The sequence below is a fragment of the Ruegeria sp. YTSA219 genome (assembly GCF_059609985.1).
In genome coordinates this window covers 62,259-85,045 of record NZ_JBXWMT010000015.1, presented here as the reverse complement: position 1 = coordinate 85,045, position 22,787 = coordinate 62,259, and the positions used below count along the sequence as shown (strand labels likewise).

The 22,787-nt window shown below is 57.5% G+C and carries 22 protein-coding genes, 1 tRNA gene and 1 riboswitch; of the genes, 7 read left to right on the top strand and 16 right to left on the bottom strand.

Annotated features, from left to right (window positions below):
• The first annotated feature begins 191 nt into the window (after positions 1 to 191).
• The 7 genes from AC2FFB_RS17420 to AC2FFB_RS17390 all read left to right on the top strand — a co-directional run bounded on the left by AC2FFB_RS17420 (position 192) and on the right by AC2FFB_RS17390 (position 6,211).
• The gene (locus AC2FFB_RS17420) at positions 192 to 677 is read left to right on the top strand and encodes an acyloxyacyl hydrolase (RefSeq protein ID WP_142639471.1); all 486 of its coding nucleotides are present in this window, start codon (positions 192 to 194) and stop codon (positions 675 to 677) included.
• A 78-nt stretch (positions 678 to 755) separates the two neighbouring features.
• The gene (gene trpA, locus AC2FFB_RS17415; protein ID WP_142639469.1) at positions 756 to 1,547 is read left to right on the top strand and encodes a tryptophan synthase subunit alpha; all 792 of its coding nucleotides are present in this window, start codon (positions 756 to 758) and stop codon (positions 1,545 to 1,547) included.
• A gap of 152 nt (positions 1,548 to 1,699) precedes the next feature.
• Complete coding sequence (locus tag AC2FFB_RS17410) at positions 1,700 to 2,866, top strand: alpha-hydroxy acid oxidase (protein ID WP_142639467.1); 1,167 nt, start codon at positions 1,700 to 1,702, stop codon at positions 2,864 to 2,866.
• Positions 2,867 to 3,109: 243 nt separating this feature from the next.
• Positions 3,110 to 3,763 carry a 50S ribosomal protein L25/general stress protein Ctc gene (locus tag AC2FFB_RS17405; protein WP_142639464.1) on the top strand — a complete coding sequence of 218 codons (654 nt, stop codon included), beginning with the start codon at positions 3,110 to 3,112 and terminating at the stop codon, positions 3,761 to 3,763.
• Positions 3,764 to 3,900: 137 nt separating this feature from the next.
• A complete protein-coding gene (gene pth, locus AC2FFB_RS17400) occupies positions 3,901 to 4,581 on the top strand; it encodes an aminoacyl-tRNA hydrolase (RefSeq protein WP_142639462.1) in 681 nt (226 codons plus the stop codon).
• Between the two features lie 82 nt (positions 4,582 to 4,663).
• On the top strand, positions 4,664 to 5,827 hold the full coding sequence (locus tag AC2FFB_RS17395; RefSeq protein WP_142639460.1) for a serine hydrolase domain-containing protein: 1,164 nt from the start codon (positions 4,664 to 4,666) through the stop codon (positions 5,825 to 5,827).
• Positions 5,828 to 5,836: 9 nt separating this feature from the next.
• Positions 5,837 to 6,211: a DUF2237 family protein gene (locus tag AC2FFB_RS17390; RefSeq protein WP_142639459.1), complete on the top strand. Its 375-nt coding sequence runs from the start codon at positions 5,837 to 5,839 to the stop codon at positions 6,209 to 6,211.
• Positions 6,212 to 6,253: 42 nt separating this feature from the next.
• Here AC2FFB_RS17390 and AC2FFB_RS17385 read toward each other — a convergent pair whose 3' ends face one another.
• From AC2FFB_RS17385 to ybeY, 16 genes are all read right to left on the bottom strand, one after another.
• Entirely contained in the window at positions 6,254 to 7,399 is a 1,146-nt protein-coding gene (locus tag AC2FFB_RS17385; protein WP_496875226.1) for a slipin family protein, read from the bottom strand.
• A gap of 401 nt (positions 7,400 to 7,800) precedes the next feature.
• Positions 7,801 to 7,875, bottom strand: a tRNA-Asn gene (locus tag AC2FFB_RS17380).
• Positions 7,876 to 8,241: 366 nt separating this feature from the next.
• The gene (gene trpB, locus AC2FFB_RS17375; RefSeq protein WP_281973469.1) at positions 8,242 to 9,489 is read right to left on the bottom strand and encodes a tryptophan synthase subunit beta; all 1,248 of its coding nucleotides are present in this window, start codon (positions 9,487 to 9,489) and stop codon (positions 8,242 to 8,244) included.
• A 92-nt stretch (positions 9,490 to 9,581) separates the two neighbouring features.
• Positions 9,582 to 10,232 (bottom strand): phosphoribosylanthranilate isomerase, encoded by a 651-nt coding sequence (locus AC2FFB_RS17370; RefSeq protein WP_496690361.1) that lies wholly within the window; start codon positions 10,230 to 10,232, stop codon positions 9,582 to 9,584.
• Positions 10,233 to 10,240: 8 nt separating this feature from the next.
• The gene (locus AC2FFB_RS17365) at positions 10,241 to 10,591 is read right to left on the bottom strand and encodes a lipopolysaccharide assembly protein LapA domain-containing protein (protein ID WP_271951622.1); all 351 of its coding nucleotides are present in this window, start codon (positions 10,589 to 10,591) and stop codon (positions 10,241 to 10,243) included.
• Positions 10,592 to 10,597: 6 nt separating this feature from the next.
• Entirely contained in the window at positions 10,598 to 10,882 is a 285-nt protein-coding gene (ihfB, locus tag AC2FFB_RS17360) for an integration host factor subunit beta (RefSeq protein ID WP_271951590.1), read from the bottom strand.
• Between the two features lie 270 nt (positions 10,883 to 11,152).
• Positions 11,153 to 12,829 (bottom strand): 30S ribosomal protein S1, encoded by a 1,677-nt coding sequence (gene rpsA, locus AC2FFB_RS17355; protein WP_142639449.1) that lies wholly within the window; start codon positions 12,827 to 12,829, stop codon positions 11,153 to 11,155.
• 299 nt (positions 12,830 to 13,128) lie between these two features.
• Positions 13,129 to 14,814 (bottom strand): tryptophan halogenase family protein, encoded by a 1,686-nt coding sequence (locus AC2FFB_RS17350; protein ID WP_142639447.1) that lies wholly within the window; start codon positions 14,812 to 14,814, stop codon positions 13,129 to 13,131.
• A gap of 254 nt (positions 14,815 to 15,068) precedes the next feature.
• Positions 15,069 to 15,584 carry a hypothetical protein gene (locus tag AC2FFB_RS17345; protein WP_271951586.1) on the bottom strand — a complete coding sequence of 172 codons (516 nt, stop codon included), beginning with the start codon at positions 15,582 to 15,584 and terminating at the stop codon, positions 15,069 to 15,071.
• Between the two features lie 101 nt (positions 15,585 to 15,685).
• Entirely contained in the window at positions 15,686 to 16,303 is a 618-nt protein-coding gene (locus AC2FFB_RS17340) for a (d)CMP kinase (RefSeq protein WP_142639443.1), read from the bottom strand.
• Positions 16,304 to 16,308: 5 nt separating this feature from the next.
• Positions 16,309 to 17,661 (bottom strand): 3-phosphoshikimate 1-carboxyvinyltransferase, encoded by a 1,353-nt coding sequence (aroA, locus tag AC2FFB_RS17335; protein ID WP_496690362.1) that lies wholly within the window; start codon positions 17,659 to 17,661, stop codon positions 16,309 to 16,311.
• 69 nt (positions 17,662 to 17,730) lie between these two features.
• Positions 17,731 to 18,441, bottom strand: coding sequence for a tRNA (guanine(46)-N(7))-methyltransferase TrmB (gene trmB, locus AC2FFB_RS17330; RefSeq protein WP_496690363.1), 711 nt, complete (start codon positions 18,439 to 18,441; stop codon positions 17,731 to 17,733).
• A gap of 129 nt (positions 18,442 to 18,570) precedes the next feature.
• Entirely contained in the window at positions 18,571 to 19,752 is a 1,182-nt protein-coding gene (gene metK / locus AC2FFB_RS17325; protein ID WP_142639436.1) for a methionine adenosyltransferase, read from the bottom strand.
• 5 nt (positions 19,753 to 19,757) lie between these two features.
• A riboswitch (SAM-SAH riboswitch) is annotated at positions 19,758 to 19,806 on the bottom strand.
• A 42-nt stretch (positions 19,807 to 19,848) separates the two neighbouring features.
• The gene (gene lnt, locus AC2FFB_RS17320; RefSeq protein WP_496875225.1) at positions 19,849 to 21,345 is read right to left on the bottom strand and encodes an apolipoprotein N-acyltransferase; all 1,497 of its coding nucleotides are present in this window, start codon (positions 21,343 to 21,345) and stop codon (positions 19,849 to 19,851) included.
• Positions 21,342 to 22,229: a hemolysin family protein gene (locus AC2FFB_RS17315; protein ID WP_142639432.1), complete on the bottom strand. Its 888-nt coding sequence runs from the start codon at positions 22,227 to 22,229 to the stop codon at positions 21,342 to 21,344. The genes lnt and AC2FFB_RS17315 overlap by 4 nt, the downstream gene beginning before the upstream one ends.
• A gap of 35 nt (positions 22,230 to 22,264) precedes the next feature.
• Positions 22,265 to 22,759: an rRNA maturation RNase YbeY gene (ybeY, locus tag AC2FFB_RS17310; RefSeq protein ID WP_142639430.1), complete on the bottom strand. Its 495-nt coding sequence runs from the start codon at positions 22,757 to 22,759 to the stop codon at positions 22,265 to 22,267.
• Positions 22,760 to 22,787: the final 28 nt, after the last annotated feature.

Here is a 22,787-nt window from a genome sequence, read left to right as displayed (position 1 = left end):
GGCCTCCTGAAGCGATACGACGGCGTCTTCTATTCACGTCCGGGCAAATGCGCAACCCGGACGGCGGCAACAGGTCGAGTCCCAGTTGCAACATCACTTATCTGTTAATCAAACGTGTACTTCGAATACTTGATTCTGCCACTGCCACGTCACCAACTGACAGGGAGTTGAGAAAACCAAGAAGTACCGAGATGAAAACACTTTTCTTAATGAGCACTTTGCTGGCCACCACGACCATGGCACACGGGCAGTCCATCGTATTGGGAGCAGGATATGCGGATTTCACCCACACCAGCAGCAATGATCAGGCGGTCGTGTCACTGGAATACCAGCACAGCCCGTTTCACGAAGCCACGCGCCTCAGTGCTGGCTGGGGTGTGGCTCTGACGGTGGATGCAGATGCCGACACGCATATTGGCGCCGGTTTGGTCGGTCTCTATACGATCTCTGACCGGTGGTTCGCAGAGGCCAGCGTGATGCCTGGCTACTACAACGCCTCAAACGATGACAATGATCTCGGCGGAAATTTCCAGATCCGCAGCCTTTTCGGAATTGGATATGCCCTGGAAAACGGAAACAAGCTCTCGCTGGCCATCACCCATAATTCGAACGCGAGCACGGACAGTTTCAATCCCGGCGTCAACTCAGTGTTCATGCGTTATCACTACGGGTTCTGAAGCAAACTGGCCCAGCGGGATTGATTTCCGGGCAAAGTTTCTGCACATCAGGTTCAAATCCGTATGCAAGGACCGCAGATGACCCGTATCGACGCCAAGTTCGCCGCCCTCAAGGCCGAGGGCAAAAAGGCCTTCGTATCCTACATCATGGCCGGTGACCCCGATTTCGACACCTCGCTTGAGATCGTCAGGGGCTTGCCCGGTGCCGGTGTCGACGTGATCGAACTTGGGCTGCCGTTCACCGACCCGATGGCGGATGGTCCGACCATCCAGGCAGCAGGACAACGCGCCCTAGAGGGCGGGATGACCCTGCAACGCACACTGGATCTTGCACGTGCTTTTCGGGAAACGGATGATACAACGCCTATTGTGCTAATGGGGTATTACAATCCCATCTACAGCCGCGGTGTGGAAAGGTTTCTGGCGGACGCTACTGAGGCTGGCATCGACGGCCTGATCGTCGTTGACCTGCCCCCCGAAGAAGATGACGAACTTTGTCTGCCTGCACAGGCGGCTGGATTGAATTTTATCCGCCTCGCCACGCCGACGACGGATGACAAACGGCTTCCGCGCGTTCTTCAGAACACTTCGGGATTTGTGTATTACGTCTCGATCACGGGGATCACAGGTGCAGCCGAAGCCCAGGCCACGAATGTAGGCCCCGAGGTCTCTCGGATCAAATCCGCCACGGATTTGCCAGTGATCGTGGGCTTTGGAATCAATACCCCGGAAAAATCGCGGGCAATCGCAACTGTTGCCGATGGCGCTGTGGTCGGCTCGGCCATTGTCAGCCAGATCGCCGCCGGGAAGTCGGTTGGTGAAGTTCTGGATTTTGTCAAATCGCTGGCAGATGGGGCACATTCGGCCTGATCCAACGACCGGTTTCGCAATCTTGACCGCAGTCGGCGCAACCCGGCTGCGGTTTTTCTATTGCACCTAACGTTGCGCACAGAAACGTGGCGTTGCGAGGCTTTCGAAAAATTGGTAAAGAAAAAGGACCAATCTTTCGAAAGCCGCATCTCATGCCCGTCATCACCAATATCCAAGACCTCAAACACATCTATGAACGACGCGTCCCGCGCATGTTCTTTGACTATGCCGAAAGCGGCAGCTGGACCGAGCAGACCTTTCGCGACAACAGCTCGGATTTCGAAGATATCCGCCTGCGCCAGCGAGTAGCGGTTGATATGACCGGGCGCACGACGGCGTCGCAGATGATCGGACAGGATGTTACCATGCCTGTTGCCCTTGCCCCCGTTGGTCTGACCGGCATGCAGCACGCGGATGGTGAGATCAAAGCCGCCAAAGCAGCCGAGGCTTTTGGCGTCCCCTTTACCCTGTCCACGATGTCAATCAATTCTATCGAGGAGGTGGCCGAGAACACCACTGCGCCCTTCTGGTTCCAACTCTACACCATGAAGGATCAGGACTATGTCTCTCGGCTGATCCAACGCGCCAAGGATGCAAAATGTTCGGCCCTTGTGATCACCCTGGACTTGCAAATACTCGGGCAGCGCCACAAGGACCTAAAGAATGGTCTGTCCGCGCCGCCGAAGCTGACGCCTAGGACCATCGCCAATCTGATGACAAAATGGACCTGGGGCATCGAAATGTTAGGCGCCAAACGGCGGAACTTCGGCAATATTGTTGGCCATGTTGATAATATCACTGATACAAGATCGCTGGGCACATGGACGGCGGAACAATTCGACCCCAGCCTGGATTGGGGCAAAGTTGAAAAGCTGATGGACCAATGGGGCGGCAAGGTGATCCTCAAGGGTATCCTGGATTCCGAGGATGCCAAGATGGCCGCCAAGCTGGGCGCCGATGCCATCGTGGTTTCAAACCACGGCGGACGCCAGTTGGACGGTGCGCTCAGTTCCATTCGTGTCCTGCCCGAGATTATGGACGCTGTCGGAAACGACATCGAAGTGCATCTGGACAGTGGCATCCGATCTGGCCAGGACGTTCTGAAAGCACTGGCACTTGGCGCGAAGGGCACCTTTATCGGGCGCGCCTTTGTTTACGGTCTTGGCGCAATGGGCCAGAAAGGCGTGACCACGGCACTTGAGATCATTCAGAAAGAACTTGATACGACCATGGCGCTTTGCGGTGAACGCAATGTGAGCGATCTGGGCCGGCACAATTTGCTTGTCCCGAAAGACTTCGGAGGGAGCTGGACAGATTGATCGCGCGCATGGGGGCTCTGTCCTTGTCGCCGATTGGCCGCCTCCCCCGAGATATTTAGAGCCAGTTGAAGAAAGGATTCCCTGCTTCATCTGGCCGAAAATACCTCGGAGCGCGGGACAGAGCCTCGCAAAATAGACGAGCTGCAAAAACCCCTTTCCAAACTCAATGAATCAAGCTAAGGACGCGGCTTCACGCGGGTATACAGCCTTGGAGGATACCCGCCCTAACATTGGAGAAATATCATGGCTGGAGAGATTCCCGATCTCGTAGCTCTGGAACGGACGGGGACAGGCAAGGGCGCCGCTCGTCAGGCACGCCGCGACGGCATGGTTCCGGGCATTGTTTTTGGTGGCGACAAAGAGCCGCTGCCGATCCAGATCCCGTTCAACGAACTGTTCAAGCGCCTGAAAGCGGGCCGGTTCAAGTCGACATTGTGGAACCTGAAGGTTGAAGGCCAGGAAGACGTTCGCGTCATCTGCCGCGACGTTCAGCGTGACGTTGTCAAAGACCTGCCGACCCACCTGGACCTGATGCGCCTGCGTCGGACCACCAAGATCGCACTGTTTATTCCGGTTGATTTCATCAACGAGGAAGAGGCCCCCGGCATCAAGAAAGGCGGCGTTCTGACCGTTGTCCGTCCTGAGGTCGAGCTGATGTGTACCGCTGGTGAGATTCCTGAGAAGATCACCGTTGATCTGACCGGTCTGAACATCAACGACGTTGTCACCATCTCGTCGGTCGATCTGCCTGCTGGCACCAAGCCGACCATCGACCGTGACTTTGTGATCGCCAACATCTCGGCCCCAACCGGCCTGGCTACAAGCGATGACGAAGAGGGCGAAGAGGGTGATGTTGCACCCGATGAAGTCGAAGTCGTCGGAAGCGAAGAAGAATAAGGCCGGACCCAAAGTTTCGGTTTTTGTGACGGGGCCCCATTGGGGTCCCGTTTTCTTTTGCCCGTTGGGCTGGAAAATCGGCCCCGATCCGTGCCATCAACCAGTTGCGATATCGCGCTTGAGACAAGGACATGACGATGAAGCTGTTTGTCGGCCTGGGAAATCCCGGATCAAAATATGCTCGAAACCGGCACAATATTGGCTTTATGGCCGTTGACCGGATCGCCGAGGATTGCGGCTTTGGTCCTTGGAAATCCAAATTTCAGGCCGAAATCGCCGAAGGGCGGCTTGGTCAAGAAAAGGTTTTGCTTATCAAGCCTCAGACCTTCATGAACCGGTCCGGTCAATCGGTGGGCGAGGCCATGCGGTTTTACAAGTTGGATTCGACCGACGTCACTGTCCTACATGATGAATTGGATCTGGCGCCGGGTAAGGTCCGCGTCAAGGCAGGCGGAGGCCATGCCGGTCACAACGGGCTTCGGTCGATCCACGAACATATCAGCCCAGCCTATGATCGGGTGCGCCTTGGGATCGGTCATCCCGGGCGGAAAGAATTGGTTTCGCCATATGTCTTGGGCGATTTCGCAAAGGCTGACAGCGACTGGTTGGAAGATGTCCTGCGCGGCGTTGCAGATGGCGCAAGGCACCTGGCCAATGGCGATGGCGGTAAGTTCATGAACGCCGTTGCCCTGCGAACGGCACCGCCGCGTTCGTCCAAGTCACCGTCCGAGCACCCAAAACCAGCGGCCCAGACCATTACCGAACCCGCCGGGGACAGCAGGTCTGCCATGCAGAAGCTGATGGACAAGTTCAAATAGCGCCCTTTGCCGTTGCCCCTACGTCCGGATTGCGGAATTTTCCCGGGCAGGCTCCAATACCGGCAATCATGGGAGGCGACAAATGAGAGCTTTGTTTAAATGGGTGCTGCGTATCGCGCTGATGCTTGTGCTGGCAGCCGCCGTTGTCGGGTTCTGGAAACGCGAGGAAATTCAACGCTTGATGGCGGTGAACTCATTGTTTTCCCCCGAAAAGATCGTTCACAATTTCTCGCATATGGATGCAGCTTTCAAAACCGTCAACTTGCCGCGCGGGGATGGGGCCACATGGGAATTGCCTTACGGGCCCGGGTTTGACCTGCCAGCAGGCACGGATCAATGGATCGAAGACCGGTCGGTCACATCCTTGCTTGTGATGCAGGGCGGGCAGATCCGGTTTGAGGAATACTATCTGGGCACCACACCAGACGATCGACGCATTTCGTGGTCGGTTGCCAAAAGCTATCTTTCTGCATTGTTCGGCATATTGCTGGACGAAGGCGCAATCGCCTCATTGGACGATCCTGTCGTGCAATACGTACCCAAACTGCAAGGCACGGCCTATGATGGTACGACGATCCGCAACGTGCTGAACATGGCCAGCGGTGTGACCTTCAACGAGGATTATCTGGATTACAATTCTGACATCAACCGGATGGGTCGAGTGGTCGCCTTAGGCCGAGAACTGGACGATTTTGCCGCCTCGCTGCAGGACAGTTTCGCAACACCCGGAGAAATCTGGAAATACGTGTCAATCGACACCCATGTTATCGGTATGGTGGTCCGAGGAGCAACCGGTCGCAGCGTGGCCGAACTGCTTACAGAGCGCATTGTACAGCCACTTGGGCTGGAGCGGGATGGCTATTACGTGACCGACGGGGCCGGAGTTGCCTTTGTTCTGGGGGGCTTGAATTTCACCACCCGCGATTATGCGCGTTTCGGTCAGATGATCCTGCAAAACGGGGTTCATGATGGGCAGCAACTGGTACCGGCTGAATGGATCGCCGCTTCGGTCCTGCCCAGTGCCCCGACCGCATCGGGCAAGATCGGCTATGGATATCAGTGGTGGATTCCCGTGGGCGCGCATGAGGGCGAGTTCATGGCCCGCGGCGTCTATGGTCAGTATATCTATTTCGACCAGCCGCGCGGGGTGCTGATCGTGTCCACCGGAGCCGATCGCAAGTTTCGAGACCCTGGCGTGAATGAGATCAACATAGAAATGTTCCGCAAGATTGCGCAAAGCCTGTAAGATGCTCTTATGCAGAAACAGGAAAGCATAAATGTTCTGGGGGGCGTGCTCGCCCCTTGCTCCCGCGATCCGCTGACCGGGTTCTTTCGCGATGGCGCCTGCAATACCTGCCCCGAGGATCAGGGCAGCCACACGGTTTGCGCGGTAATGACGGTCGAGTTTCTGGCCTATTCGAAATATGTCGGCAATGACCTCAGCACGCCGCGCCCCGAGTTTAATTTTCCCGGGCTGCGTGCCGGTGACAGCTGGTGTCTATGTGCGGGTCGCTTCCTGCAAGCCCATGACGAAGGGTGCGCGCCCAAGGTTCATCTTGAGGCGACACATCAACGGGCGCTGGACATCGTGCCTCTGCGCATTCTCAACCAACACGCGGTTCAGGACTAGGCAGACCGGCCCGGGATCACCCGGACCAGCCCTTATTCGGGATCAATCCCGCAATTTCACAAGGTCAGACATCAGACCCTCGGTTCCGTTATGAACCGTCAGCCGCTCGACCTTGCCGGCGATGGTTTCCAGCGCTTCCAGCTCTTTCAGTCGCAGCATCACCGGGTTTTCCGCCATCACTTTCGCGGTGTTCAGCAAAGACCGCGTGGCGTTGGTTTCTTCCCTCCGCCGGATGACGTTGGCCTCGGCCTGTTTCTCGGCAGCGACCACGGCGGTCAGGATTTCGCGCATCTCGCCGGGCAGGATGACGTCTTTCAACGCGATCTCACCCACTTCGATGCCGATCCCGGCCATTTGTGTCCGCACCCGATCCGCAGCCTCGGTGTCAACGCCCACCTTCTCGGCAAGTAGCCGGTCAAGCGTCATCGACCCAAGGGTCTTCCGGAACGCCAGTTGCAGGGCCCGGTGCAGGGCCTGATCAAAATCCTTCACCGCCCCCATCGCCTTGACCGGATCGACGACCCGGTAATCGGCGCTGAGGTTGACCCGGATGGTCACCCGGTCCTTGGTCAGGATCTCTTGACCCGTTACCTCATGGGTTCGTTGCCGCAGGTCGATCTGCTTGACCTCGACGTTCCGGCCCACCTTCCAGAAGGCATGGGCGCCGGGGTTCAGCCGATCCACCAGCACGCCATCCACGGTCAGCAAACCGACATGCCCTTCGGCAATCTCGACCCGCGTCAGGTGCATCTGCAGCCCCACCCGAACCAGCCGCTGCGCGACCGCTTTGGGCACAACCATGGACTCGGTCAGCGCGTGTTGCTCAACGGCCCAAGGGCCGGCAACCTTCCAAACCAGCGCCCGTACTTCGGGAATCAGCACTCGAGCGGGCACACCATCCCGAAGCAGAACCAGAACCTCGTCGGGCCCTGCCCGAAACTCGGTCAGGTGCGCCTCGGTCAGTTCGGGCCGGTTCTGCAGCAGCGCCCGCTCATAGGGCGACTCGAAAAAGAGAGCCTCCAGATCGTGCAGCTCGGTCAGCACATCCCTGCGTGGCAGCCGGTGTTTCCCGGGGCCGAGGATGGTGTCAATTACCCCCTTGCGCAAAACCAGCATCCGCTGGGTCTCGGTCAGGGTCAGCCGTTGATGACCGGTCAGCCGGTCGATCAGATCTTGGAATAGTGTCATTTCATTTCTCCTTTTCGTCTCGCTCTATCGTCGTCGCAAAAGCGAACTCCTTTTCATGTTTTCAGTGGGTTGCACCCCGATTGGGTGACAAGTGTGAAGCCTTCGGATAAAGGCTGTGAAAGACCGGGCATCCCCCGCGCCGTGCCCTTTTGCGAGAGGGTCAGAGAGAGGGGCGCGGGACCAATGCGCCGCCTGTTCCCAAGGGATCAAGCGGGGCGCCAATCCGGCGACACCGTCATCTGCCCTCCGGCCCAAGACCAGAGCAGCGAAGACCCCTGCCCCGCCCGGCCGAAGCCTGACGTAGCGCGGTGCCACCCCTGCTGGGGAACACCCGGACCTTAATGATTTGGACCGTTTTCACGGACCGGCGTTGAAGGCCGGTGCTGACCTAACAGCGTTTGTTCAAATGGCGGGACTCGAACCCGCTACACATCGATTAACAGTCGATTGCTCTAACCAGAATGAGCAACATTTGGAGCTTTGGAAGGTGTCGAACCTTCGCTCACAGACTTGCCATCCGCCGCTCTTCCACCTGAGCTACAAAGCATGTACCAATCCCCGGTTTCGGCCCTGGCATACGGTTTCGGCAGCGCCGTCCGCACCGAGAGAGTGATCACCTCTGCTCGCTAGGGTCCGGCCCGTTTTGACCGGTAACGGCGGGTTTAGGCGAAGGGGCAGGATTCGCTCAATGATATTCTGAGAGGTGGAAATGCACCTGTGGCGGGTGCGCAACAAAATTACCCAGCTGCGCAACATTCGAAAAGCCGCAGGCTGGAAACCAAAGCTGCACACCGTTCAAAGGCACACAGCTTTTGTCAGAAATTTCAAATTTTACCGCCTGGTCAATCGGCGCTGCGGCCTTCGGTATCCGACATGTCGAAGTTCAGATATTTCGCCACAGTCTGAACATCCTTGTCACCACGTCCACACATATTCATGCAGATCAGGTGATCCTTGGGCAGATCCGGCGCGATCTTCATCACATGAGCCAGCGCATGGCTAGGTTCAAGCGCCGGGATGATGCCTTCGGTTGCACAGCAAAGCTGGAACGCCTCAAGCGCCTCTTTGTCGGTGATCGACACATATTGCGCGCGGCCGATATCATTCAGCCATGAATGTTCAGGGCCAATGCCCGGGTAATCCAGACCAGCCGAGATCGAGTATCCTTCGAGGATTTGCCCGTCATCATCCTGCAGCAGATAGGTGCGGTTGCCATGCAGAACACCGGGGCGGCCGCCGGTCAGCGAGGCGCAATGTTCCATCTTGTCGTTCACGCCCTTACCACCGGCTTCGACTCCGATGATGTTGACGGATTTATCATCCAGGAACGGATAGAACAGACCCATTGCGTTCGATCCACCACCGATGGCGGCGATGAGCGTGTCGGGTAAACGGCCCTCAGCCTTGTGCATCTGTTCCTTTGCTTCCTTGCCGATAATCGACTGAAAGTCGCGCACCATCGCCGGATACGGGTGCGGGCCAGCAACTGTACCGATGCAATAAAACGTATCGCGCACGTTGGTCACCCAGTCACGTAACGCATCGTTCATCGCGTCTTTCAATGTGCCACGACCTGACGTCACAGGGATCACTTCGGCCCCTAGCAGGCGCATGCGGAACACGTTCGGGGCCTGTCGCTGCACATCATGCGCGCCCATATAGACCACGCATTTCAAACCGAACTTGGCGCAAACGGTGGCTGTGGCCACGCCATGCTGTCCGGCGCCGGTCTCGGCAATGATCCGGGTCTTGCCCATGCGCCGCGCCAGAATGATCTGGCCCAATACGTTATTGATCTTGTGTGCGCCGGTGTGGTTCAGCTCATCGCGCTTCAGATAGATTTTGGCGCCACCCAGATGCTCGGTCAGGCGCTCGGCATAATATAATGGCGAGGGGCGTCCCACATAGTTGGCCCACAGATCGTCCATCTCGGCCCAAAATGTGGCATCGTCCTTGGCCTTTTCATATTCCTCTTCCAGCGCCAGGATCAGCGGCATCAGCGTTTCGCTGACAAAACGCCCGCCGAAAATGCCGAAACGGCCCTGCTCGTCTGGGCCGGACATGAAGGAATTGAAAAGATCGTTGGCCATGGGTGTCTCCATCGTCGTACCCGTTGTTCATAGGAGGTAGCGGCGGGATTTGCCATGGTAAAACGCACATGGGAATCCTTAGATGTGATACCTCAGCCGGCCCGAATTGCAGCGTCTACAAACGCACGAACCATCGCGGCATCCTTGATGCCCGGTGCACTTTCCACGCCTGAGGCGACATCGACCTGACGCGCGCCCGTCATACGGATGGCCTCGGCCACATTTCCGGGGTTCAACCCACCGGCCAGCATCCAGGGCTTGCGCCAGTATTTGCGCCCAGCCAGTAAACGCCAGTCAAACGCCAGCCCGTTTCCACCCGGCAGAACCGAGCTCCTTGGCGCCTTGGCATCTATCAGCAACTGATCGGCAACATCGCAATAAGTATCAATGGCGGCCAGGTCTTCGGCATCTGCAACACCAACCACCTTGATAACAGGCAACCCATAGCGCGCCTTGATTTCCTGCACCCGCTCGACAGATTCTGAGCCATGCAGCTGCAACATGTCAAAAGGGGCGACTGCGGTGATACTGTCCAACAACTCATCCGTGGCGTTCACAACCAAGGCGACCTTTGCAACCCCAACGGGGACATGCTCGAACAAAGCTGCTGCCTGTTGAGGCGAAACATATCGAGGCGATTTCGGAAAGAAGTTGAAACCAAGATACCGTGCACCCGCATCAGCTGCTGCGCGCACGTGATCTTGTGCAGTCAGGCCGCAGATTTTAACCGCTACATCCGACATTCCGGGCCTCAGCTGGCCTCATCCAACAGGGCGAGAACTTCGTCCTGTCCTTCGTTCTGCGCTTTCTTGAGCTTCTTGACCTCACGCTCAAGCTTGCGCACTTCACCTTTGCTGGCGGTAGCATCGCGGCGGTGCTTGTGCTCGCGCAGCCATTCCCAAAGAAAGCCAATGACCAGGCCAGCGACGATGCCACCCAGAACCACCACGAACAGCGGCAACGAGGCGCTGAAATTGAAGCCAAGCAAATCGGCTATAGCCGAGGGAATAAGCGTCAGCTCAACCGCTTCGCGGTTGGCCAGAGAGACTGAAATCAAGACGATCCCGAGGACCGCGAGAAAAGCATATCGAAGGTAGCGCATCATGGCCTAGGCTTTACCGTTCAACCGGTCTCTTAGCAACTTGCCAGTTTTGAAAAACGGAACACATTTTTCTTCGACCTGCACAGTTTCGCCGGTACGCGGGTTACGACCCACACGGGCATCGCGCTGTTTCACTGAAAACGCCCCAAAGCCTCTCAGTTCAACCCGATCCCCTCGCGCCATCGCATTCGTTACTTCTTCGAACACGGTATTCACGATTCGCTCGACGTCACGCTGATAAAGATGCGGGTTCTCGTCGGCGATTTTCTGAATCAGTTCTGAACGGATCATGTGCGTTACCCTCCCAGGCGACCGGTTAACCATGCCTATTATTCTGAACAGTATAGGAAAAAACTGGGTTCGGGGGAACGTAAACTCTGCGGGCAAAGGTTGAAAATTACAGTTAAGTAACGCGATTTTTTGCCAGTTCATGTAATTTGCCTGACAAATGTATGAACCTAAGACCCAATTAGCCTGAAAATGCGAACATGTTGATTCGCAACAAAAACGGCCCCGCGCTTTCACACGGGGCCGTAAATTCGGCTTGACTGAGGCTCGGACTTAGTCGCCCGACTTCAGCGCTGCACCCAGGATATCGCCCAGCGATGCGCCCGAGTCGGAAGAACCGTACTGTTCCACGGCCTCTTTCTCTTCGGCGATCTCACGTGCCTTGATCGACAGACCCAGACGACGGGTCTTGCTGTCGACATTGGTGACGCGGACGTCGACCTTGTTACCGACCGAGAAACGCTCTGGGCGCTGTTCGGCACGGTCACGGCTCAGGTCGGAACGACGGATGAACGACTTCATACCTTCGTACTCGACCTCGATGCCGCCATCTTCGATCGCGGTGACCTCAACGGTGATGATCGAGCCACGCTTCACGCCGCCCACGGCTTCGGCGAACTTGTCACCGCCTAGGGCTTTGATCGACAGCGAGATACGCTCTTTCTCGACATCCACTTCAGACACAACGGCCTGTACCACGTCGTTCTTGTGGTAGTTCTGGATGGCATCCTCGCCACGCTCGTCCCAGGACAGATCGCTGAGGTGAACCATGCCGTCGATGTCGCCTTCGAGGCCAATGAACAGACCGAATTCGGTGATGTTCTTGACTTCGCCTTCGACTTCGGTGCCCTCGGGGTGTGTTTCTGCAAACACTTCCCACGGGTTGCGCTGAGTCTGCTTCAGGCCCAGAGACACGCGACGCTTGGCGCCATCGATTTCCAGAACCATGACGTCGACTTCCTGGCTGGTCGAAACGATCTTGCCGGGGTGGACGTTTTTCTTGGTCCAGGACATCTCGGACACGTGCACCAGACCTTCGACACCGGCTTCCAGCTCGACGAACGCGCCGTAGTCGGTGATGTTGGTGACGCGACCCTGATGAACCGAGCTCAGCGGATACTTGGCTGCAACCAGATCCCACGGATCTTCCTGCAGCTGCTTCATGCCCAGGCTGATGCGGTGGGTCTCTTTGTTGATCTTGATGACCTGAACGTTGATGGTCTCGCCGATCGTCAGGATCTCGGACGGGTGGTTCACACGGCGCCATGCCATGTCGGTGACGTGCAGCAGGCCGTCAACGCCGCCCAGGTCAACAAACGCACCGTATTCGGTGATGTTCTTGACGACGCCTTCGACGGTCTGACCTTCGGTCAGGTTGCCGATAACCTCGGCGCGCTGTTCGGCACGCGATTCTTCCAGGATTGCGCGGCGCGAAACAACGATGTTGCCACGGCGACGGTCCATTTTCAGAATCTGGAACGGCTGCTTCAGACCCATCAGAGGGCCAGCGTCGCGTACGGGGCGCACGTCAACCTGCGAGCCGGGCAGGAACGCAACTGCACCACCCAGATCGACGGTGAAGCCACCTTTGACGCGACCAAAGATTGCACCTTCGACGCGCTGGTCGTCGGCATATGCTTTTTCCAGACGGTCCCATGCCTCTTCACGGCGGGCCATCTCACGTGAGATGACAGCTTCGCCACGGGCGTTTTCTGCGGCGCGCAGGTAAACTTCAACCTCGTCACCAACAGTGATTTCAGGGGCTTCGCCAGGATTTGCGAATTCTTTCAGATCAACGCGGCCTTCCATTTTGTAGCCGACGTCGATGATGGCTTGGCCGGCTTCGATCGCCAGAACCTTACCTTTGACAACAGAACCCTCTTCGGGCGTGTCCATTTCGAAGCTTTCATTCAGGAGGGCTTCGAATTCCTCCATGGTTGTATCAGCCATCTGGCAGTGTTTTCCTTTACATACGTTTTTGCTGGCCGAGCGGTTGTCTCCGCCGGTCTTCGTGGATTGGTCAGACGACCTGACATATACCGCAAAACAAAGAGGGCCGGTTGGTCCGACCCTGCTCGTCTCATTGTTTTATGGCTCAAATCGCCTTGTCGACGCGCGCTCTATAACGGGTTCGCACAGGCGCTGCAAGTTTTACCGTGCGTATCACAAAATAACACGCAAACCCCAGCCTTGCATGGCTGAGGTCGGGTCGATTTGTATTCTTCTTCAGCTCCGAAAGGACAGAGCGCCTAAAACAGTTGCAGATCTTTTGAGCCGCTTTGGATTTCGGCAAAATTCGGCATGTTCTGGACCGCCAAAGGTACCGGGGCCGCGCCCGGCATCGCGACTGTTGGCTTCGCTGCTGCGGCCTTTCCAAAGGCCGGGCGCTCTAGCTCGCCCCGGATATCGCGCAGCAGGGTTTTGTGATCAGGCATTGATCTGAGTATCTGCGCAAGATCCACTTTCGCGCCTTTCCACCACTGGAACCAGATCGGTTTCTTCAACGGCCGCAAGCGATCGCGGATGCCGGCACCATAGCCCGTATCATAGACCTGCTTACCCAAAAGAACCGTTTGATAGACGCGGAAATCGAAAAGCGTTGCAAACTCGATATCTCGTTCCAAAGGCAGGCGGTGCTGCCACAGCTCAAGGTTCTCGGCCAGCCGATCCGGTATCTTCATTTCGGTCCGCGCGTCGATCCAATATTGATCATCCGTGCGGTTGCCCAAGCGGTAGTGCAGACAAATGAAATCCAGAACCTCGTCATAGAGCTTGTCCATTTGCTTGTTATATCTCGCCCGCAGCGACGGTTCGATGTCCCGCGTGGGCAGATGCTCGGCGAACCAGCGCACCGCATGATCAATCATGTGGATCGCTGTACTTTCCAGCGGTTCGATGAACCCTCCGGCCAGTCCGATCGCCACACAATTCTTGACCCAGGCATTGCGCACTCGTCCGATACGCATCGGGATCACACGCGGCGTCGCACCTTTGCCGCTATCGCCCAGCCATTCGAGGTATTCATCCGCCGCCTGTTCATCCGTGCGATGCGCGGATGAGTAGACATAGCCCGTGCCCACACGGTTAAAGAGCGGCACCCGCCAGGTCCACCCCGCACCAAGTGCGGTGGACCGTGTGACGCTTTCAATTTTTTCTGGATCCGGGTGCTCGATCTGCAACGCCATGGCGCGGTCGTTGGGCAGATAGTCAGAATAATCCATGAATGGCTCGCCCAGCGCCTTGTTGATAATCAAGCCGCGAAACCCGGTGCAATCCACGACCATCTCAATGTCATGGCGGCCTTTCTTTTCCAGCATCAGATGACTGACATTGCCCTGCTCATCCAGCTCGACCGATTTCACCTCGTCCTGGATGTGCTCAACGCCGCGCTTGGTGCAAACCCTGGTCAACATGCCTGCAAACTTCACAGCATCCAGATGATAGGCATAGCCGAACCGCTGCTCAAACTCTGGCTGACCCAGTGGCCGCCCACCTTTGCACAGGCGCGCCAGATCATCATGGGGCGAGATGGACTGCGTGAAATCCCTATCGCCATTGCCAAAGCGCAGGAAGTATTCTGCGGGCTCTAACCCCTCTAACAACTGGCCATGCGCAAAAGGGTTCACGTAATCAATGCGATTGCCCTTGGCGTCCTTGTTCCAATTACAAAACTTCACGCCCAGCTTGAACGAGGCGTTGGTCTCACGGAAGAAATCCCGCTCTGAAATGCCGGCCTGGCGCAGCGTGACCGGCATCCGTGGAACCGTGGCCTCGCCGACGCCCACAGTCGAGATATTGGGGCTTTCGATCAGGCAGATACGCGGGCGATCCTTGGGTGCTGACGTGCGTGAAAACACCATTTCCAGGATCAGCGCGGTCATCCAACCTGCCGTGCCGCCACCCACAATGGTGATCTTGCGCAAACGATTATTCATATTTTCTGTCCCTGTTGGTTTTGGGGTTTTTTAGCCGCCTGCCCTTTTTGATTTTGGGGCTTGTAAAGCAGCTTTCCCTTTTTGCCTGAGAGAAACTATAACAGCTTTCCTGCATCCAGCTAGGCACTATGACGGCCGAACCTGCATACATGCCGGGTCATCAGACCCGGCAACACAGGCCGCTCGCCACTGCGCGACTTTCTTTAGGATGGTGGATGCTGCGAGAAAGGAAATGCGCAAGTACCGGCCCTGCGTCAGATATCCTCGCCTTTTTTCAGAAGCTCTTCGATCAGAGCGCGCTGAAGATCATTGCTATCGCCGCCGCCAAATTCCGCAACTCCGCTGGAATACAAGGTGCCGTAGGTGTTGGCGATGTTCACCGTCTGGGCCAGCCCCGAGATCAACTGATCCCTTTCTAGCCGCGACAAGGGGTGGATGAACGCAGCCCACAAGGTGCCATTGGCAATCGCATATCGCGCATCCAGGGTACTGTCGAAATTCGCCTGCATCATCCGTTGCATGTCCTGAGCACTCAGATCTTCGACACTTTGGATCGACACCATGGCCCGCATCCGGTCCGCATTGACGTCGGTAATCACCAGAACGGGAACCTCCGCGATGGTAAGCTGAAAGCCCGGCCCAAGAGGCTCTGTCTCGGGGTCAAGCGCAAACAATATCTTGCCCAAACGCTCGTAGGTCATTGGCGGTTCTGCCTCTTGCGCTGAAAGCGCACTGGCGAGAAAGGTAAAAATCAAAATCAGGCGGAACATCGATTACCTCCGGCAGATGTCGATACAAAGGTAATCGACGCCTCGGGCGCTGGCCAAACAAAGCTTAGTGAACAAAGTTGTGTTTGCTCTGGCAAACGGCCCTAGGGCAGAACTGGTTCGATGACCTCAATCGCGCGGGCGAGAGCTGCGTCAATGCTCAGGTCCGAGGTATCCAGTATGACCGCATCCTCAGCTGGCTTCATAGGTGCCGTGCTGCGTTCGGCATCCCGAGCGTCCCGCTCACGCACATCGGCCAACACCTGTGAGCGTGTAACCTCATGGCCCTTGGCGTCCAGTTCCAGAAACCGTCTCTCAGCGCGCACTTCGGCGCTGGCGGTGACAAACAGTTTAACCTCGGCCCGCGGGCAAATAACGGTTCCGATGTCACGACCGTCCAACACTGCACCGCCCGCGCGGCGCGCAAAGGCGCGCTGAAAATCGACCAATGCAGCCCGCACCTCGGGGATAACTGCAACTTTCGAGGCCGCTTGCGCGATTTCAGCCGTGCGCAGATCACCCTGATCCAGGTCCTCGGCAGTCAGCGTTTGCGCGGCACTAACCGGGTCGGCACCTTCCAGCGTTCTGCGGCCAACCGCACGGTAAAGCAGGCCGGTATCGAGGTGCGCAAACCCGAAATGGGCGGCAACGGCATTGGAAATCGTGCCCTTCCCCGCTGCTGCCGGGCCATCGATTGCTATGGTGAAACTGGCAACTGCCATCGCATTTACCGGTTGTTTCGCTGCAGCCGCGCACCAAGGCCAGCCATCAACGGTTCGAAGATCGGGAAAGACGTTGCGATCGGGCCGCCATCGTCGACTCCGACCGGATTTTTCGCCCCCATACCCATAACCATAAAGGACATCGCGATCCGGTGATCCAGAAAGCTCTCACAGGTGCCGCCGCCGGGAACATTGCCAATTCCCAAACCATCCACAGACCACCAATCATCGCCCTCATCGACGGTGACGCCATTAACGCGCAGGCCGCGGGCCATCGCATCAATACGGTCGCTTTCCTTGACGCGCAGTTCTTTTACGCCACCCATCATTGTGGTGCCTGTGGCATTTGCCGCGACCACAGATAGAACCGGGTATTCGTCAATCATCGAGGCCGCTCGTTCCGGAGGAACCGAGATTCCTTTCATATCGGGGGAATACCGGGCACGTAGATCCGCGACCGGTTCACCACCCTCTTCGCGCTCATTTTCATAGGTCAAGTCAGCACCCATCTCACGCAGAGTGGTAAACAGACCCGCGCGGGTCGGGTTCAGGCCGATGCCTGGAACCAGAACATCAGATCCGGGCGTGATCAGCGCAGCACAGACCGGAAAGGCCGCGCTGGAGGGATCACGGGGCACAACGATGATCTGCGGTTTCAACTCAGGGCGACCGGTCAGGGTGATCACCCGCCCCTCATCGGTATCCTCGACCGTGATTTCAGCCCCGAATCCGGCCAGCATCCGCTCGGAATGGTCCCGGGTCGCTTCGGCCTCAATCACCACGGTCTTGCCCGGTGCGTTCAGACCTGCCAACAAAACGGCAGATTTCACCTGTGCGGAGGGAACAGGAACCTCGTACTTTACTGGGACAGGGTCTGCTGCACCCACAATCGTCATAGGTAGGCGCCCCCCGGTGCGTCCCACAGCTTGCGCACCAAACAACGCCAGAGGATCGGTTACCCGCGCCATAGGGCGTTTGTTGAGGCTGGCATCCCCCGTGAATGTCGCGGAAATCGCAGAGGTCGCCATCGCACCCATGATCAACCGAACGCCGGTGCCCGAGTTGCCGCAGTCAATAACCTGATCGGGTTCGGCAAAGCCACCGACGCCCACACCATGGACTGACCATTCGCCACCCCCGTGATCTGTCACCTCAGCCCCAAAGGCACGCATCGCCTTTGCGGTGTCCAGAACGTCCTCACCCTCCAACAGACCGGTGATCCGGGTTTCACCTACGGCCATCGCGCCCAGGATCAGCGATCGGTGCGAGATCGACTTGTCACCAGGCACCTCGGCCGCTCCGGTCAGCGGACCGCAAGGGTGCGAGGTCATCGGGATGGGCGTGCCGTGTCCGGACATGGGGGCTCCTGTTTTCGCTATCAGTTCCCAAGCCGATTAGCGAATTGGGGGCGCTTGGTCCAGCCGCAATCAGTCGTTGCGGCGGAAGGTCAGGTAATGCGGTGTCCGCCCTTCGCGCAGGGCCTTCTGCTCATAGCGCGTGGAAATCCAGTCTTCCCAAGGCTCACGCCAATCGGTGGGGCGTTCCGCCAACCATTCGAAACCAGCGCCCGGCACCTCTTCCAACGTTTGGCGGACATAGTCGGGAATATCTGTTGCAACGCGAAAGATCGCGCCCGGTTTCAACGACCGCGCCAACGGCTCCAGATGCTCTGGGGTCACGAACCGACGGCGGTGATGCCGGGTTTTGGGCCAGGGATCGGGGTACAGAAGAAAGGCGCGTGATATGCTGGCTTCGGGCAAGACATCAAAAAGATCGCGCGCATCGCCGGGATGCACCGCCAGATTCTCGACCCCAGCCTTGCGAATCTTGCCCAACAGCATGGCGACACCGTTGATATAGGGTTCTGCCCCAATGATACCGATATCGGGATTGCTAGCCGCCTGATGCACCAGATGCTCGCCGCCGCCAAAGCCGATCTCAAGCCAGACATCCTTGCCACCGAACAGGGCATTCAGATCCAGCGGACTGCGTTCAGGATTGCTTTCCCAGTCCACAGCACCCGGAGACAGCGCATCGAGGTCTTCGCTTAGATACGTCTTTTGGCTTTGCTTCAGGGTCTTGCCTTTGAAGCGGCCATAAAAGTTTCTGCGGGGGCGTTGGGGGGTCTGGGTGCTCATGGCGGTGCCCATACTGCGGGGACGGCTCAGAGGCAAGGGGCGGCGGCAGAGCAGAATAGCCGCCGCCTCTCATCCATTTCCCAAGAAATAGGCGCGCCCGCAAGGGCGCACCAATTGATAACAGTCAGATCAAACCGCCGCTTTCAACGCGTCTGCTAGATCTGTGCGCTCCCAGCTGAAACCTCCATCCGCTTCCGGCTGGCGGCCAAAATGGCCATAGGCTGCTGTGCGCTGATAGATCGGCTTGTTCAACTCCAGATGCTGACGGATGCCGCGTGGGGTCAGGTCCATCACCTGGCCGACGGCTTTTTCAATCCGATCATCCGCGATCTGCCCCGTGCCATGCGTATCCGCATAGATCGACAGAGGCCGGGAAACGCCAATGGCATAGCTCAGCTGGATCGTGCAACGCTCGGCCATTCCCGCGGCTACGACATTCTTGGCCAGATAGCGCGCGGCATAAGCCGCCGAACGGTCCACCTTGGTCGGGTCTTTACCCGAAAACGCTCCGCCACCATGTGGCGCTGCACCACCATAAGTGTCCACGATGATCTTACGACCGGTCAGACCCGCATCTCCGTCCGGACCGCCAATGACGAACTTGCCGGTTGGGTTGACGTGCCAATCGGTCTGATCGGTCAGCCAACCCTCGGGCAGAGTTTCGGTGATATACGGCTCAACAATGGCACGAATATCGGCCGAGCTCAGCGTCTCATCCAGATGCTGGGTCGACAGAACGATCGAGCTGACGCCAACCGGCTTGCCATCCTGGTAGATCACTGACAGCTGCGATTTCGCATCCGGGCCCAGCGCAGGCTCGGTCCCGTTCTTGCGCACCTCGGCCAGACGGCGCAGGATTGCGTGGGAATACTGGATCGGCGCAGGCATAAGCGCGGGTGTCTCGGTGGTAGCATAGCCGAACATGATGCCCTGATCACCAGCACCTTCGTCCTTGTCACCCGACGCATCTACGCCCTGCGCAATATGTGCAGATTGCTCATGCAGCAGGTTCGTAACTTCTACCGTCTCGTGGTGGAACTTATCCTGCTCATAGCCGATATCCTTGATACAGGCGCGGGCGATCTCGTCGATGCGGCCCATATAGTCATGCAGCTTGTCCTGATCAGACAGCCCCACTTCGCCGCCGATCACCACGCGATCCGTTGTCGCAAAGGTCTCGCACGCAACGCGTGCCTCGGGTTCTTCGTTCAGAAATGCGTCTAGTACGGCGTCGGAAATACGGTCACAAACCTTATCCGGATGCCCTTCGGAAACGGATTCCGAAGTAAAGGTATAGTTCTGTCGGGACATACAAGTGCTCCATTAAGATTACCCCGTCACGCCAGGAAGCCGTTGTGATGGGCACAAGAGGGGATAAGCCCCCCGAAACCGAGGGTCAATGCGAAATCATAGGTTTCGCCGCCGCAGCCCGTACCATAACAGGCTAAACAGCACCAATAACACGGCAAAGACAGGATTATCCCCCATTCGGGAATATGCTGTCGCCGACTGAGGCGCCGGAAGTCCGGCATCAATATAGCCCGCCTGCCCAAGCGGCAGGGCCTCGGTGATCCGGCCCAGCGGGTCAATCATGGCGGAGACGCCGGTATTGGCCGAACGCATCATGGGCAGCCCCTGCTCGATGGCGCGCATCTGTGCCTGAGCCAGGTGCTGATACGGTCCCGAGCGCGTTCCGAACCACGCATCATTGGTGATTTGCAGAAGGAAATCAGCGCGCCCCGGCGCGGATAGGACATCCTGGGTGAACACAGCTTCGTAGCAGATCAACGGCAGCGCTTTACCCAATGGGCCTGCATCCAGCAGCGCCGCCCCCGACCCTGCGCTGAACCCATGTCCGGTGGTTGCAGCCATGCCATAGATCCCGAACCACGCCATCACGTCGCCAAACGGAACATATTCGCCAAAAGGCGCCAGATGATGTTTGTCGTACAGCCCCTGCTGAGCCCCATCCACATCAAGGTAGATCATCGAGTTGTAGATACGCGGCCCGTCGCCTCGTTGAATTCCCAGAACAACCGGCGTGCCTCGCGCCGCCTCGGCGATGGCATCCAGATACGGCTGCGCGCTTCCCAACCAGGCGGGAACCGAGGTTTCAGGCCAAACGATCAGGTCAGGCTGTGGTTCGGCGGCAGTAAACTCGATCTGACGTGCGAAGAACAGAGGTGCAAACTCTGGATCCCATTTCTGATGTTGCAACGCATTGGGCTGAACCAAGCGAACGATATGTCCCGTTTCGACCACAGCGGGCCGCGTCCCCGCATAGCCCAAAGCCAATGCGACCGATGCCACGCTGATGCCCAAGGGCACGAATACTCCGGAACGCAGCGCCAAAGCCGCCCCTAGTGGCAGCGTCGCCACCAAGGTCAGCGCCCCAAGCCCGTAAGGCCCGAACAAAGACAGCAGTTGCGCAGCCGGAGTTTCGACCCAGACCTGCGCCAGCCCGGCCCAGGGGAACCCGGTCAGAACATAACCGCGGGCACATTCCGCCAACGAGATTGCCAAGGCGAGAAACAACGCCTGTGAAACCCCGCGCGTGCCGGGCCTGCGAGCAACCCAGAATGCCAGCGCCCAGAACAGCGCCAAACCACCAGCCATGAAGACCAAAGCAAACGGAGCCATCCAAGCGTGACGATCGGCGTCCACCAGAAACGGCTCGACAATCCAGCTGAGTGCATGGGCGAAATACCCGGCCCCAAACGCCCAACCGATCCACGCCGCACGCGCACGTGTCTCGGTGCTCTGAAATATCGGTGCGACCAACACCAACGCCAATACAGAAGCCACCCAATACCCAAAGGGAGCCAGACCAAATGCAGCCAGCCCTCCCAACAAACCAGAAAGGACAAATCTAAGCCAAATGGGCCAAGCCCGTATCAGGTTCATGCAACGATATCCGGCAGCATGACACGCAGCCGTTTGATGCGCCGCGGATCCGCATCAATCACTTCAAATTCAGGCCCTTCCGGATGCAGAACAACCTCTCCTCGTGCTGGAACCCGTCCGGACAACATGAAGACCAACCCGCCAAGCGTGTCGATCTCTTCCTCATCGACATCCTCGTGGCTGGTTAGGGATCGCCCGATCTCGGCTTCGAAATCTTCAAGGGGTATCCGCGCCTGCACCACATAACATCCAGGTTTTTCCTGAACCCAAAGTTGGCTTTCATCCGCGTCATGTTCGTCCGCGATCTCACCAACAACCTGTTCGATCAGGTCTTCGATCGTCAGCAACCCGTCGACACCACCATATTCGTCGATCACCAATGCCATGTGGCGGCGCTCGGTTTGCATTTTGGTCATCAGCACACCGATCGGCATCGATGGCGGCACGAACAGCAATGTCCGCAACATCGACACCAGATCAAACTCAGTCGAGCCGCCGTTGAACCCGTGCGTCAAAGCGAAATCTTTCAGGTGGATAAAGCCCAAAGGCGTATCCAGCGTTCCTTCATATACAGGTATCCTGGACAGACCGCTTTCCCGGAAAACCTGGGCCAGCTCATCTTTAGATATCGTCGACGGTACTGACACGATCTCGACCGTAGGAATCGCCACGTCCTCGACCCGCATCCGGCGCAGGTTAATCATGCCGCGAGGTTGAGCCGGATCGACCTCTTGCCCATTGACCTCAGAAGCCGAGTCTTCACTCTGCGTTGAGAACGCATCCACTATTCGAGAGAAAAGTCCTGGTCTCTCAGTGACATTTTCGTTGCCGTCCTTCGGTTGCGCGCCCTGCGCCGCCATAGAACTGCCGTCTGTTTCGCCCATTTTCCCATTCCAAATGATAAGCCGAAAGGCTCGCTCTAAGCATTATATGGGTCATCAATACCCAGTTTGCCAAGTATCTCCACCTCAACACCCTCCATCAGCGTGGCGTCGAGATCACGAATGTGATCATAACCCAGCAAATGCAACAGGCCGTGAACGATCAGATGTGTGACATGATCATCCATGTTTTTCCCTGCCTCCGCCGCCTCGCGAGCACAAGTATCATAAGAAATCGCGATATCGCCCAGAGCAATTTCCCCTGAGAAATCGGGTTCAGGGAGTATCGGAGTCTGCCCGGCGGAATCCGCAGCCAAATCTTCGGCTGGCCAGCTAAGCACATTGGTCGGTGACGCCTTTTCGCGGAATTCCGTGTTCAACTGGGCGATCCGTGCATCGTCGCATCCCAGCAGGCTAACCTCACACTGGTCCGCATCAAGATCGCAATGATCCAAAACCGCCCTTGTGGCGCGCTCTGCCAAAAATTCGAGCCCGTCCCAGCGCGGGTCTTCAACCGATAGTTCCAGGTTCATGCCACCATGTCCAAAATCCCGATACCGG